Genomic DNA, 13,702 nt, shown 5'->3' with positions numbered 1-13,702 from the left:
CTGCCGCCCGTGACGGCGGAGGGCTGGGGCGCGATCCGCGTGGGCATGAGCCGGGCCGAGCTGGCCAGGGTCGCCGGCGCTCTGCCGCCCTACGTCGAAGGCGGCGGCGTCGAGGGATGCGAGATCATCCATCCCGCCGGCGTTCCCGAGGGCGTCGACGTCATGCTGTGGGAAGGGGAGGTCGCCAGCGTCTGGATCGAAGCCGGCGGCATCCGCACGGCTGAAGGCCTCGGCGCCGGCTCCACCGCGTCTGAAATCCGGGCCCGGTACGGAAACCGGGTCTCCCGGCGGACCCACGAATACATCGCCTCGCCCGCCGAGTATCTCGACGTCTGGACCGTGCCCTTCCCCGAGGGCGAGGCGACCCAGGACGCCTATCTCCGCGCCCGCGGCGTCTCGTTCCATATCGGCGAGGACGGCAAGGCCTATCTGGTCGCCGGCGGCGACGGTTCAATCCGGTCGGTCGAAGGCTGCGCCTGATTCGTCGCGTCGCCTGACCGCGCGCGACATGCCAGACTGGCGGGCGCGGCGCCGAGCCGCGCCCGGACCGGTCGCCTCATGAACGTCTTCCATCGCGTGCTCGCCAACAATCTGGCGGCCAACATCACCAACTTCACCGTCTGGTTCGCCCTGACCTTCTGGGTCTACCTCGAGACCCGCTCCGTCTTCGCCACCGGCATGATCGCCGGGGTCTATCTGGTGCTGACGGCCGTCTCGGGCTTCTGGCTGGGAAGTCTGGTGGATCACCATCGCAAGACCCGGGTGATGGCGGCCTCCAGCGCGGTGTCGTTCCTGCTCTACGGCGTGTCGCTGCTCGTCCTTCTGGCCGCGCCGGAAGGCGTGATGAAGGATGTGTCGGGCGTGTGGCTGTGGGCCTTCATCGGCACGGTGATGGTGGGCGTCATCGCCGGCAACGTCCGCAGCATCGCCCTGCCCACCCTGGTGACTCTGCTGGTTCCGGAGGACCGGCGCGACAAGGCCAACGGCCTGGTCGGCATGGTGTCGGGGATCGGCTTCCTGACCACCTCGGCGGTCAGCGGTTTCCTGGTCGCCTGGGGCGGCATGCTCTACACCCTGGCGTTCGCCCTCGCCCTGACGGCGCTGGTGTTCGTCCATCTTCTGACCGTCCGGGTGGACGAGCCGCGGGCCGAGGCGGCCCCGGACCAGCCGGCGGAGCCCAGGCGCGTGGACATCGCCGGGACGATACGGGTCATCGGCGCGGTGCCCGGCCTGTTCGCCCTGATCCTGTTCGCCGCCTTCAACAACTTCCTGGGCGGGATCTTCATGGCCCTGCTGGACGCCTACGGCCTGTCCCTGGTGGACGTGCGTACCTGGGGGTTGCTGTGGGCCGTGGTGTCGTGCGCCTTCATCCTGAGCGGGATCGTCATCGCCAGGACGGGCCTGGGCCCGAAGCCGCTGCGCACCCTCCTGCTGGTCAACCTGGCCGTCTGGTCGGTGAGCGCCGTCTTCACCATCCAGTCCTCGATCATCCTTCTTATCTCCGGCTGTTTCATCTGGCTGTTCCTGGGGCCGTACGCCGAGGCCGCCGAGCACACGACGCTGCAGAAGGTCGTCCCCTATGAGCGGCAGGGCAGGGTGTTCGGCTTCGCCCAGTCGGTCGAACTGGCCGCCTCGCCGCTGACCGCCTTCCTGATCGGGCCGTTGACCCAGTTCGTCTTCATCCCCCTGATGACCGACGGAGCGGGGGCGGATCTGATCGGCGACTGGTTCGGACGCGGTCCGGAGCGCGGCATCGCCCTGGTCTTCACCCTGGCCGGCCTTCTGGGCGTGGTGGCGACCCTCATCGCCTTCAGCTCCAGATATTACCGCCAGCTCTCGGCCGCCTATGCCGCCGCGCCGGCGCAGGGACCGGCTGCAGCCTAGCGCGGCGTCGGCATCCGTTCCTTGCGGCGCCCCGTGCGGGCGGGCTAAACGCGGCGTCTGACCGCCTCGCACAGCAGAGTTGCCTCCATGACCGACATCGCCGAAATCCTCGCCCGCCAAATCCTCGACAGCCGCGGCAACCCGACCGTCGAGGTGGACGTGATCCTCGAGGACGGCAGCTTCGGCCGGGCGGCGGTGCCGTCGGGCGCCTCGACGGGCGCGCACGAGGCGGTGGAACTCCGCGACGGCGACAAGGACGCCTGGGGCGGCAAGGGCGTCCAGAAGGCGGTCGACGCCGTCAACGGCGAGATCTTCGACGCCCTCAGCGGCATGGACGCCGAGGACCAGCGCCGCATCGACGAGGCGCTGATCGGGCTGGACGGGACCAAGAACAAGTCCCGCCTGGGCGCCAACGCGATCCTGGGCGTCAGCCTGGCCTGCGCCAAGGCCAGCGCGGTCAGCTCCAACCTGCCGCTCTACCGCTACCTGGGCGGGGTCTCGGCCCGCATCCTGCCGACCCCGATGATGAACATCATCAACGGCGGCGCCCACGCCGACAATCCGATCGACATCCAGGAGTTCATGATCCTGCCGACCGGCGCCGAGAATTTCTCGGAAGGCCTGCGCATGGGCGCGGAGATCTTCCATGCGCTGAAGAAGGCGCTGAAGGACGCCGGTCATAACACCAACGTCGGCGACGAAGGCGGTTTCGCCCCGAACCTGGCCTCGGCCGAGGAGGCGCTGAGTTTCATCACCCGCGCCGGCCAGGCCGCCGGCTATCTGGCGGGCGAGGACTTCCACCTGGGCCTGGACGTCGCCGCCACCGAGTTCTTCAAGGACGGCAAGTACGTCATGGCCGGGGAAGGCAAGACCTTCGACGCCGACGGCATGGTCGGCTACCTGGCCGACCTGTGCGAACGCTTCCCAATCGTCTCGATCGAGGACGGCTGCGCCGAGGACGATTTCGACGGCTGGAAGGTCCTGACCGACCGCCTGGGCGACCGCGTCCAGATCGTGGGCGACGACCTGTTCGTGACCAATCCGGCCCGTCTGGCCGCCGGCATCGGCGAAGGTCTGGCCAACTCGATCCTGATCAAGGTCAACCAGATCGGCACGCTTTCCGAGACGCTGGATGCGGTCGATATGGCCCACCGCGCCGGCTACACCGCCGTGATGAGTCACCGCTCGGGCGAGACCGAGGATTCGACGATCGCCGACCTCGCCGTCGCCACCAACTGCGGGCAGATCAAGACCGGCTCGCTGGCCCGTTCGGACCGCACGGCCAAGTACAATCAGCTGCTGCGGATCGAGGAGCTGCTGGGCGACCAGGGCGCCTACTACGGCGACGGCATGCTGCTGAAATAATCCTCGGATCGGCCCCGCTCCGCTCGTTGTCCCAGGACGACGAGTTTTACGGTCAAGCTACGGTTCGTTAGGGCTTTTCGGTCATGACTCGTCAATCACGAGTCCACGCTCAGAAGGAGCGTCCGAGTGCCCGAACGGATGAAGCCCTACGTACCCTCCGCCGTCCTGCTTCTGCTGATCGTCTACCTGGGCGTTCAGGCCCTCACGGGCGAGCGCGGGCTGCTGAGCGGCGGCGAGCGGGACGCCATGCTGATCCGGCGAGAGGCGCAACTGGCGGATATCCTTGAGGAACGCCGCGATCTGGAGGTTCGTGTCCGCTATCTGCGCACCGACAGCCTGTCGCGCGATCTGCTGGAAGAGCGGGCCCGGGCCGTGCTCGGCTTCTCCGACCCTCGCGACTATGTGATCCGGGTCTCGCAGCCCGTCCGCCAAGGCGCCGCATCGCGCAAGTCGTGAACTTTAGTTACAGCTTCACCGGGCCGCTTTGCGTTTCGGGAACGAAGGCTGCTAAAGCCCCTTTCCGTAACGACAAGAGACCCCGCCGGCGGGTCCAGCCGGGAGATGACGGATGGCGAAAGCCGCCGCTAAAGCGACCTCGACCAAGATTCCCAACACGCCCCAGGCCTCCAAGGAGGATCTGCTGCGCTTCTATCGCGAGATGGTGCTGATCCGCCGTTTCGAGGAGCGGGCGGGCCAGCTGTACGGCATGGGCCTGATCGGCGGCTTCTGCCACCTGTACATCGGCCAGGAGGCCGTGGCGGTGGGCGTTCAGGAGAGCGTCAAGCCGGGCCACGACAAGATCATCACGGGCTACCGCGATCACGGCCACATGCTGGCCGCGGGCATGGACCCCAAAGAGGTGATGGCCGAGCTGACCGGCCGCATCGGCGGTTCGTCCAAGGGCAAGGGCGGCTCGATGCACATGTTCGACGTGCCGACTGGCTTCTACGGCGGTCACGGCATCGTCGGCGCCCAGGTGGCGCTGGGCACCGGCCTGGCCTTCGCCGGCAAGTACCGCGGCGACGACTCGGTCGCCTTCGTCTACTTCGGCGACGGCGCGGCCAACCAGGGTCAGGTCTACGAGAGCTTCAACATGGCTCAGCTGTGGAAGCTGCCGGCCATCTACATCATCGAGAACAACCAGTACGCCATGGGCACCTCGATCGAGCGCTCGTCGGCGACGACGGAGCTCTTCCAGCGCGGCGCCAGCTTCGGCATCCCGGGCGAGCAGGTCGACGGCATGGACGTGCTGGCCGTGCGCGACGCCGTGGCTCGCGCCGTCAAGCGGGCGAGGGAAGGGGGCGGCCCCTTCATCCTGGAGGTGAAGACCTACCGCTACCGCGGCCACTCCATGTCGGATCCGGCCAAGTACCGCACCAAGGAGGAGGTCGACGAGGTCAAGAAGACCCGCGACCCGATCGACCACGTCAAGATCCTGCTCGAGCAGGCCAAGGCCACCGAGGACGAGCTGAAGGCCATCGACAACGAGATCAAGGCGATCGTCGCCGAAGCCGTGCAATTCGCTCAAGAGAGCCCGGAGCCGGATCCGTCCGAGCTCTACACCGACGTCTACGTGGAGGCCTGACCAGTGACCGACATCCTGATGCCGGCCCTGTCCCCCACGATGGAAGAGGGCACGCTGACCAAGTGGCACATCAAGGCGGGCGACACCGTGTCGGCCGGCCAGGTGATCGCCGAGATCGAGACCGACAAGGCGACCATGGAGGTCGAGGCCGTCGACGAGGGCGAGGTGCTCGAGATCCTGGTGCCGGAAGGATCCGAGAACGTGAAGGTCAACACGCCGATCGCCCGCCTGGCCGGCGAGGACGGCGCCGCCGCTCCGGCGCCGAAGGCCGAAGCGCCGAAAGTTGAGGCCGCTCCAGCCCAGTCTGACGCCTCCGGCGAGCCCGAAAAGAAAGACGTCACGGCCGCCGGCCCGAAGGTCGAGCTGCGTGATCCCGAGATCCCGGCCGACGCCAAGCTGGTGAAGACCACCATCCGCGACGCGCTCCGCGACGCGATGGCCGAGGAGATGCGCCGCGACGACAAGGTGTTCCTGATCGGCGAGGAAGTCGCCCAGTACCAGGGCGCCTACAAGGTCAGCCGCGAGCTGCTGCAGGAGTTCGGCGACCAGCGGGTCGTCGACACTCCGATCACCGAGCACGGCTTCGCCGGCCTGGGCGTCGGGGCGGCCATGGCCGGGCTGAAGCCGATCGTCGAGTTCATGACGTTCAACTTCGCCATGCAGGCGATCGATCACATCATCAACTCGGCGGCCAAGACGCTGTACATGTCGGGCGGCCAGATCCGGGCGCCCATCGTGTTCCGCGGCCCGAACGGCGCCGCCAGCCGTGTGGCGGCCCAGCACAGCCAGGACTACTCCGCCTGGTACGCACAGGTGCCCGGCCTGAAGGTCATCGCGCCCTATGACGCCGCCGACGCCAAGGGGCTGCTGAAGGCCGCGATCCGCGATCCGAACCCCGTCGTCTTCCTCGAGCATGAGATGATGTACGGCTTGGAGTTCGACGTGCCCGAGGTCGAGGACTATGTCCTGCCGATCGGCAAGGCCAAGGTTCGCCGCGAGGGGACCGACGTCACGATCACCGCCCACAGCCGCATGGTCGGCTTCGCGCTGCAGGCGGCCGAAAAGCTGGCGGAGGAGGGAATCTCCTGCGAGGTGATCGACCTGCGCACGCTGCGCCCCTTGGACCACGAGACCATCGTCGAAAGCGTCAAGAAGACCAGCCGCCTGGTCTCGGCCGAGGAAGGCTGGGGTCCGATGGGCGTGGGCGCCGAGGTGGTGGCCCGGGTCATCGAGCACGCGTTCGACTACCTCGACGCCCCGCCGCTGCGGGTGCACCAGGAAGACGTCCCGCTGCCCTACGCCGCCAACCTGGAAGCCTTGTCGCTGCCGGGCGTGGACAAGATCATCGCCGCTGTGAAGGGAGTGATGGCGTGACCGTTGAATCAAAGGCCTTGCCGATCCCCGACAATCTCGCCGATTTCGACCCGCAGGGCGTCACCGAACTGGCTCGGATCTGGTGGGGCGCCGACGCCGCCCAGATGAACATCAGGCCGGCCTTGCGCGATCCAAGCCATATGGGCGCGGTTCTGGCGGAGGCGGCGTGGAATTTCGCTAACGCTTATGAATCGACCGCGGGCCTGGATCGTGACCAGGCCTTCAAGGACATCTGCGAAGGCTGGACGCGGGCCCACGAACTCGCCGCCGCGTCGCAGAAGAAATGATCCGGCTTTCCTACCAGACGATCGAGGCATAGAGGCCATGACCGACATCCTGATGCCCGCCCTGTCGCCGACGATGGAAGAGGGTGTGCTGGCCAAGTGGCACGTCAAAGTCGGCGACACGGTCAAGGCCGGCGACGTCATCGCCGAGATCGAGACCGACAAGGCGACCATGGAGGTCGAGGCCGTCGACGAGGGCCAGATCACCGACATCCTGGTGGCCGAGGGAACCGAGGGTGTGAAGGTCAACACCCTGATCGCCCGCCTGAAGGACGAGGGCGACGCGGCCGTTTCGGCGCCCAAGGCCGATGCGCCCCAGGCCGCTCCCAAGACGGAAGCGCCCAAAGCCGAAGCGCCGAAGGCGGAGGTCTCGAAGGCGGAAGCCCCGAAGGCCGCTCCGGCTCAAACCCCCGCCAGGGCCGCCGACGGCGGGCGCCTGTTCGCTTCGCCCCTGGCGCGCCGCCTGGCGGTTCAAGCCGGTGTCGATCTGGCCTCGCTCAAGGGCACCGGACCGCACGGCCGTATCGTCAAGCGGGACGTGGAAGCCGCGGGCAAGGGCGGCGTCAAGCCGGCCTCCGCGACGGCCCCCGCGGGGAGCGGCGTCCCCTCCCGCCCGGTTCAGTCTCTGGCCCAGATGGGCATCCCGGACGGCAGCTACGACCTGATCCCGCTGGACGGGATGAAGAAGGCCGTCGCCCGGCGCATGGTCGAGAGCGTCCAGCAGGTGCCGCACTTCCCGCTGTTCATCGACGTCGAGATCGACGCCCTCCTGGCCGCGCGCGCCAAGGTCAACGCCCTGCTGGAGAAATCGGGCGTCAAGGTCTCGGTCAACGACTTCGTCCTCAAGGCGGCGGCCATGGCCCTGAAGGCGGTGCCGGAGGCCAACGCCAGCTACACGCCGGAAGGCATCGCCATGCACCACAACGCCGACGTGGCGATGGCGGTGGCGATCGACGGCGGCCTGATCACGCCGATCATCTTCAAGGCCGAGACCAAGACGCTGTCGCAGATCGCGACCGAGTCCAAGGATCTTGCCGCCCGGGCCCGCGAGCGGAAGCTGAAGCCTCAGGAGTTCCAGGGCGGCACCTTCTCGGTCTCCAACCTGGGCATGTTCGGCATCAAACAGTTCTCGTCGATCATCAACGAGCCGCAGGGCGCGATCATGAGCGTCGGGGCAGGGGAGCAGCGCCCCGTGGTCAAGAACGGCCAGCTGGCCGTCGCCACGGTGATGACCGTCACCCTGACCTGCGATCACCGCGTCGTCGACGGCGCGACCGGCGCCCGCTTCCTGCAGGCGTTCAAGCCGCTGATCGAAGATCCGGTGACGATGCTGGCGTAACCCCAGCCCGTCATCCTCGGGCTTGTCCCGAGGACCCATCGTTCGATCGCAGGAACGGGGGCCGGCGGGCGCAAATCTAAGGGCGGCGTCCGCGTCTGCGGCCGCCATGGGCCCTCGGGACAAGCCCGAGGGTGACGGAGTTGAAGATGGAATTCGACCTCATCGTCATCGGCTCGGGCCCCGGCGGCTACGTGGCCGCGATCCGCGCCTCTCAGCTGGGCCTGAAGACCGCCATCGTCGAGCGCGAGGCCCTGGGCGGCATCTGCCTGAACTGGGGCTGCATCCCGACCAAGGCGCTGCTGAAGTCGGGCGAGAAGTTCGAAAGCCTGTCGCATCTGAAGGACTACGGCCTGTCCGCGACAGGCGCGTCGTTCGACTTCGACGCCATCATCCAGCGTTCGCGAGGCGTCGCCGCCACGATGAACAAGGGCGTCGCCTTCCTGATGAAGAAGCACAAGATCGAGGTGATCGAGGGCGAGGCGAAGCTGGAGAAAGGGGCAGCGGCGCCGAAAGTCGTGGTCGCGCTGAAGGCCGGCGGCGATCGCACCGTCGAGGCCAAGGCGGTCATGCTGGCGGTCGGCGCGCGGGCGAGGGCGCTGCCGCAGATCGGTCTGGAGGCCGACGGCGACAAGATCTGGGCCTACCGCGAGGCGCTGGCCCCGAAGACGCTCCCGAAATCGTTCGTGGTTATCGGCTCGGGCGCGATCGGTCTGGAATTCGCGAGCTTCTACCGAGCCTTGGGTGCGGAAGTTACGGTCGTGGAAGCGGTCGAACGCATCATGCCGGTCGAAGACGAGGAGGTCTCCAAGGCCGCCCAGAAGGCGTTCGAGAAGCGGGGGATCAAGTTCCGCGTCGGCGCCAAGGTCACCAAGGTCTCCAAGACCGCCTCGGGCGTGAAGGTCGACGTCGAGGTCGGCGGCAAGGCCGAGGCGCTGGAGGGCGAGGTTTGCATCTCGGCGGTCGGCATCACCGCCAACACCGACGGCATCGGCCTGGAGGCGCTGGGCGTCGAGATGGACCGCGGCCACATCAAGACCGACGGCCACTGCGCGACCAATGTGAAGGGGCTCTATGCGATCGGCGACTGCGCCGGCGCGCCCTGGCTGGCGCACAAGGCGAGCCATGAGGGCATCCACGCGGCCGAGCACATCGCCGGCTTCAAGACGCCGAACGTCCATTCGCCCATCGCCGGCTGCACTTACACCCAGCCCCAGGTCGCCTCCGTCGGCGTCACCGAGCAGGCCGCGAAGGCCGAGGGTCGCGAGATCAAGGTGGGCCGCTTCCCGTTCCGGGTGAACGGCAAGGCCGTCGCCGCCGGCGAGGTCGAAGGCTTCGTCAAGACGATCTTCGACGGCAAGACCGGGGCCTTGATCGGGGCCCACATGATCGGCGCGGAAGTCACCGAGATGATCCAGGGCTATGTCACCGCCATCACCCTGGAGGCGACGGAAGAGGACATGCACGGCGTCGTCTATCCGCATCCGACGATGTCCGAGGCCATGCACGAGGCCTCGCTGGACGCCTATCAGCGCGTCCTGCACCTGTAGGGCCGCGATCAGCCTGAAGTCGCCTGGTCCGGGGGACGGAACCGTGTCGGCTCCAGCTCGACCTCCGCAGGCAGGCCGTCCATGGAGCCGGTCCTGAGGTACGCCATGAGGTCTGCCATCAGGTCGGGGTGTTCGTCGGCGACATCGTAGATCGCCCCGTGGCCACCGCCGTGGACGACCACCAGCCTGCTGTTGACGAAGTAGGGCTGGATCTCCCGGGAGTTCTCGATGGGGGTCGAGACGTCCCAGTCCCCATGCAGGAAGACGACCGGGATCGAGCTCCGGACGGGCAGGCGAAACGCGTCGCCGACGTCGGGCGTGGGCCACTGATCGGCTGTCGCCATGGACAGCGCGAAACCCCAACTCCCCAGGTAGCGCCGGGCCGGATCCGCCTGGAGCCTCAGGCCGCGCTCTCGCGACACGTTCAGGCTGGTGTCGATCAGCGGCCCGATCAGGGCGCTGGACGGATCGCCCATGGGGCGCCGGCTGACGGCGACCTCTTCGGCCCAGTCGGAATAGCGCCTTTCGTAGATCGCGAGAACGCGAGCCGGCCAGTCCGGCGCCGGCGCAATCAGACTCAGCCGGAAATCCTCCGGGCCCAACACCACCGTCGAGCCGTCGGCGAGGCGCACCCTTGCCGGAGACGTTTCCAGGCGGTCCAGAACGGCCTCGATCGCGGCCTTGAAACCTCCTGGAGGAAGACGCTCCCGGAACCCGGGGTCGGTCTCCGCCTCCGCCGCAATTCGCAGCAGGGCGGCCCAGACGTGGGACGGCATGTCGTAGCCGTTGTCCAGCGGCTCCACCCCCGAGAGCAGCGCGCGGCTCACGGTGGCTGGAAACAGGCGCATCACGGCGAAGCTCCACTGAGAACCGTAGCTCAGCCCGTACAGGTTCACCTTCGCGTAGCCCAAGGCCCGTCTGAGATCGTTCAGGTCATGGGCGCATTCCACGACGGTATAGCCGGCCAGGTTTCTACCGGGGTAGGGGGCCAGGGCCCTGCGAACGATGGAGGGTTCGGCCCGCAGGGCGTCCGCCAGGCTGGCCGGGCGGTCAAGCGGCTGTCCGTCCGGGTTCGGATTGAAGAGCATCCGATCATTCGGACCCGAGGCGCCTCTCTGGTCCATGACGACTACGTCGCCGGCCGCGCGGAACCGCAGCACGTCCTCTCGTTGCCGGGACGCGCCGAACCAACTCAGACCCTGGCGCGTGAACGGTTCGATATAGCTGTCGCCGGGGCCGCCCGGCAGCATGAACACCGGCGGGGTCCCCGGCGAAGCGGTTCCCTTGACGCGCATGAAGCGGACGCCGATCAGCCGGCTTCGCGGATCGGTCCGGTTCTCCGGCACGTAGATGTGGCCCAGTTCGTATCGGATCAGCGAGAGGCCGGAGATCATGAACCGAACCTCGGAGCGGATTTCGCCGGCCTGCGGCGGAACCTCGGATGACTGGCGGTCACCGCAGGATCCGACCGCAATGCTCAGCATCACGAGGCAAATCGCTCTGCAGACGCGCGAGACCATATCCGCTCTCCGTTCCGGTGAAGCTTCAGGTCGCCCGGATGAAGAGGCGCCGCCAGTTACATCTGCGTCATGCTGGGTCCGAGCCGCGAAAGGGCGGACAGATCAATTTGTCGCCTAAGATATATTATGCGAAATCATGTCATGGGCGGGGATCGGACCGCGCCGCGCCCGCGCCCTCGACCTCGGGATGGTAGAGACCGGTGATCCCGCCGACCGCGAAACCCGCGATGGTGCGAAGAATGCGGCGGCGCGGCCCGAAGGCGGCGCAGGGATCGGGCTGCGGGATATCTCGGACCTCGCGCGCCTTGCTCGAGAACGCGTCCCCCACGGCGTCGCCCATGGGCTCGGCCATCTGCAGCGCGTCGCCGACGCGGGAAAGCGACGGTGAATCGCGGCCGACATACTGGGCGTTGCGCGCCCAAAGCACGGCGGCGATCTGACGGCCCGAGCCCGCTTCCAGCATCTCCGATTCAATCGCCAGCCCGCCGGTCGTCGTCGGCACGCGGACATCGAGAACCGGCACGAAATATCCCACCGCCACGCTCGCCGCCGACCCCATCCGCCCCGTCAACTGCAGGCGGACGATGGTGGTGCGGACGGTCGCGCTGTCCGCCGTCGGCTGGGGGGCGATGGCGAACCGCTCGCTCACCTCGAAACAGATCTGGCGGTCCACCTCGCTCAGGACCTTGCCGCGCTCCGCGGGGGTCAGCTGGTCGCCAATCCCTGGGGAGAAGACGGCGGGCTGGAGATAGACGGTGGTGACGGCGTCGGAGGCCGCGTCGTCACGACGCGTCCGGACCGAGGCGCTGCGGCTGCCAGGACTTTCAAACCCTTCATAGCTGGCCAGATAGCCGGAGTTGGCCGCGGGCGTGGTGTGGCAGGCCGCCAGAGCGGTCGAGGCCAGGAGCGGAACCAGGGCGAACAGGCGCTTGGACATGGGAGGTCTCCGTAGACATGGCGGGTGCTGCGCCATTGGGGGCGTGATGAGAGGGTGTTGCGCCGACCCATGCCGGCGGTCCGAGGCGGGCGGGCCGGGGGAACCCGCGGTCCCCGCCTTCCGTGATCAGGGAAGCGTCAGGAGCGCCGGGACCAGTCCCTCATGGCGAGCCGCGGCGAGCGCCGCCGGCAAGGGCAGAGCCAGCAGAAGCACCGATCCGTCCAGAACCGTCCTTACGAAGCGGGCGGGATCGATCTCCAGACGCGGCTCGTCGCGCCAGATCGACCACCGGGGCCAGAACCGCGGCGTTGCTTGACGATATCGGTCGTACTCCGCGCCGAAAGCCTGGCTAAGCCAGGCCTCCTCGCGCAGGACCGTCGCTCGCAGGACCAGGACGGTGAGCATCGTCAGGCCCAGGGACAGAACCAGGCTGCCAGTCTGGGCGCCAATGCCGAAGGCTGCCAGAAAACTGAACAGGTAGAGCGGGTTGCGCGAGACCGAATAGGGACCGCGGGCGACGATCTCGCGCGTCTTGCGGCCGCCGATGTAGAGGGAACACCAACTGCGGCCGACGATCGCACCGAATACGGCGAGTTGCCCCGCCGCCGCCAACGCCCGGTTCCAGATCGAGTCCTCCCAGAGAGGGCGAGCGATTGCGGCCACCCCGATGAAGAGCAGGATCACGCCCGCGAGAATGGCTTTGCGTCTCAGTTGAACGCGTATGAGGGTCGTGCTGTCGATCGTCGAAACCTGCGCGGAACGAGCGCCGGGCTGGTCGGCAAGCGGGGTGGACATCGCCGTTTCGTCTCGGAAGCCTGCGCCCGGAACGCGGCGCTCGATGAATGACGCCGCCGCCTCACACCCCTCTCAATGCGAAATCGAAAAAAGATCGCCGGCGCCCATTGCGCCCGACGGGAAGCCGTTCGACACAAACGCTGGTCGTCGCGGCGTCAGGCATGCACAGGTCCGTTCCAAGGTGACGCAAGGTCCCAAAGCCGCACTTCTCGCCGTCTATCTTGATCGTCGCCCCACGCTCGTCCGCTTCTTCGCGGCTCGGACGGGATCGGCCGATCGCGCCCAGGACATCGTTCAGGACATCTATGTGCGACTGCAGACGATGTCCGACGCCGCCGCCGCGGAGGTGGAGTCCCCCCTCCCCTTTCTCTATCGCATCGGAGGCAATCTGATGCTCGACGGCGTGCGTGGCGGTCGACGCGCGCTCGAACGGGACCAGGCCTGGACGGATGCGTCCGGCGCATCGGTCGGTGGGATTTCCGTCGTCGATGCGCCCTCGCCGGAGGACGCCGCCTGGGCCCGTCTCAAGCTGGATCAGGTCGCCGCCGCCCTCGCGGACGTTCCGCCCAACGCCCGGCTCGCCTTTCGACTGCATAAGATCGACGGGCTGACGCACGCCGAGGTCGCCGCGCGAATGGGCGTCTCTCGCAGCTCCGTCGAAAAATACGTCAGCAGCGTCCTGGCGCGCCTGCTGGAAAGGGTCGGCTGGCCATGATGACGAGATTTCGCCATCTTCCGTTGCGGGACACGCCCGTCCGCGGCGTCTCTTCACCTGGACAGTTCGTCTGTCAGATCGAACCCGCATGACCCGCCGCGAAGACCTTTCCTCGTCCGTCATCGAACAGGCCGCGGCCTGGGCCGTGCGGCTGAGCGACGATGACGCCTCCGACGAGGATTTCCTGGCTTTGGAGGCGTGGCTCGCGCAATCGCCGGACCATGTCGCCGCCTACAATCAGGCCGAGGGATTGCTGCTCGCCCTGGACGATGATCGCGCCGCCCTCGACGCCGCCCTGACACGGGCCGCCGCCGTCCGCCGCCGCCCTGCCGCCCCCTCGCGCACCCCGGCTCAAGG

At 67.7% G+C, this 13,702-nt stretch carries 14 protein-coding genes; 11 read left to right on the top strand and 3 right to left on the bottom strand.

The features are described 5' to 3' along the window. The 9 genes from AC2W7C_RS05585 to lpdA all read left to right on the top strand — a co-directional run. Nucleotides 1-480, top strand: a 480-nt coding sequence (locus tag AC2W7C_RS05585) for a hypothetical protein (protein ID WP_486000554.1), incomplete at its 5' end; no start/stop codon positions are given. Nucleotides 481-558: 78 nt separating this feature from the next. Then, nucleotides 559-1,884: an MFS transporter gene (locus AC2W7C_RS05580; protein WP_486000553.1), complete on the top strand. Its 1,326-nt coding sequence runs from the start codon at nucleotides 559-561 to the stop codon at nucleotides 1,882-1,884. Nucleotides 1,885-1,971: 87 nt separating this feature from the next. Beyond that, nucleotides 1,972-3,249 carry a phosphopyruvate hydratase gene (eno, locus tag AC2W7C_RS05575; RefSeq protein ID WP_486000552.1) on the top strand — a complete coding sequence of 426 codons (1,278 nt, stop codon included), beginning with the start codon at nucleotides 1,972-1,974 and terminating at the stop codon, nucleotides 3,247-3,249. A gap of 138 nt (nucleotides 3,250-3,387) precedes the next feature. Next, nucleotides 3,388-3,705, top strand: a complete 318-nt coding sequence (locus AC2W7C_RS05570) for an FtsB family cell division protein (protein WP_486000556.1) — start codon at nucleotides 3,388-3,390, stop codon at nucleotides 3,703-3,705. A gap of 112 nt (nucleotides 3,706-3,817) precedes the next feature. Further along, complete coding sequence (gene pdhA, locus AC2W7C_RS05565; protein WP_486000551.1) at nucleotides 3,818-4,834, top strand: pyruvate dehydrogenase (acetyl-transferring) E1 component subunit alpha; 1,017 nt, start codon at nucleotides 3,818-3,820, stop codon at nucleotides 4,832-4,834. A 3-nt stretch (nucleotides 4,835-4,837) separates the two neighbouring features. After that, nucleotides 4,838-6,208: a pyruvate dehydrogenase complex E1 component subunit beta gene (locus AC2W7C_RS05560; RefSeq protein ID WP_486000550.1), complete on the top strand. Its 1,371-nt coding sequence runs from the start codon at nucleotides 4,838-4,840 to the stop codon at nucleotides 6,206-6,208. Then, complete coding sequence (locus tag AC2W7C_RS05555) at nucleotides 6,205-6,495, top strand: DUF5076 domain-containing protein (protein ID WP_486000549.1); 291 nt, start codon at nucleotides 6,205-6,207, stop codon at nucleotides 6,493-6,495. The genes AC2W7C_RS05560 and AC2W7C_RS05555 overlap by 4 nt, the downstream gene beginning before the upstream one ends. Before the next feature lie 37 nt (nucleotides 6,496-6,532). Continuing rightward, nucleotides 6,533-7,831 carry a pyruvate dehydrogenase complex dihydrolipoamide acetyltransferase gene (locus tag AC2W7C_RS05550; protein WP_486000548.1) on the top strand — a complete coding sequence of 433 codons (1,299 nt, stop codon included), beginning with the start codon at nucleotides 6,533-6,535 and terminating at the stop codon, nucleotides 7,829-7,831. A 140-nt stretch (nucleotides 7,832-7,971) separates the two neighbouring features. Next, the gene (gene lpdA, locus AC2W7C_RS05545) at nucleotides 7,972-9,378 is read left to right on the top strand and encodes a dihydrolipoyl dehydrogenase (RefSeq protein ID WP_486000555.1); all 1,407 of its coding nucleotides are present in this window, start codon (nucleotides 7,972-7,974) and stop codon (nucleotides 9,376-9,378) included. Nucleotides 9,379-9,386: 8 nt separating this feature from the next. Here lpdA and AC2W7C_RS05540 read toward each other — a convergent pair whose 3' ends face one another. The 3 genes from AC2W7C_RS05540 to AC2W7C_RS05530 form a co-directional block, all read right to left on the bottom strand. Next, nucleotides 9,387-10,772, bottom strand: a complete 1,386-nt coding sequence (locus tag AC2W7C_RS05540) for an alpha/beta hydrolase (protein WP_486000547.1) — start codon at nucleotides 10,770-10,772, stop codon at nucleotides 9,387-9,389. Nucleotides 10,773-11,037: 265 nt separating this feature from the next. Further along, nucleotides 11,038-11,835 (bottom strand): DUF3313 family protein, encoded by a 798-nt coding sequence (locus AC2W7C_RS05535; protein WP_486000546.1) that lies wholly within the window; start codon nucleotides 11,833-11,835, stop codon nucleotides 11,038-11,040. A gap of 126 nt (nucleotides 11,836-11,961) precedes the next feature. Further along, on the bottom strand, nucleotides 11,962-12,519 hold the full coding sequence (locus AC2W7C_RS05530; protein ID WP_486000545.1) for a methyltransferase family protein: 558 nt from the start codon (nucleotides 12,517-12,519) through the stop codon (nucleotides 11,962-11,964). Nucleotides 12,520-12,565: 46 nt separating this feature from the next. On the opposite strand from AC2W7C_RS05530, the gene AC2W7C_RS05525 reads away from it, so the two are divergent. Both AC2W7C_RS05525 and AC2W7C_RS05520 read left to right on the top strand, forming a co-directional pair. Beyond that, a complete protein-coding gene (locus AC2W7C_RS05525; RefSeq protein WP_486000544.1) occupies nucleotides 12,566-13,345 on the top strand; it encodes an RNA polymerase sigma factor in 780 nt (259 codons plus the stop codon). Nucleotides 13,346-13,433: 88 nt separating this feature from the next. Then, a partial coding sequence (locus AC2W7C_RS05520) for a FecR/PupR family sigma factor regulator (RefSeq protein WP_486000543.1) occupies nucleotides 13,434-13,702 on the top strand: 269 nt, incomplete at its 3' end.

The sequence above is a fragment of the Brevundimonas sp. CURTG3B2_SDJG genome, from assembly GCF_057364705.1.
The sequence above is the reverse complement of the archived record's forward strand: the minus strand, read 5'-3'. Positions and strand labels throughout refer to the sequence as shown.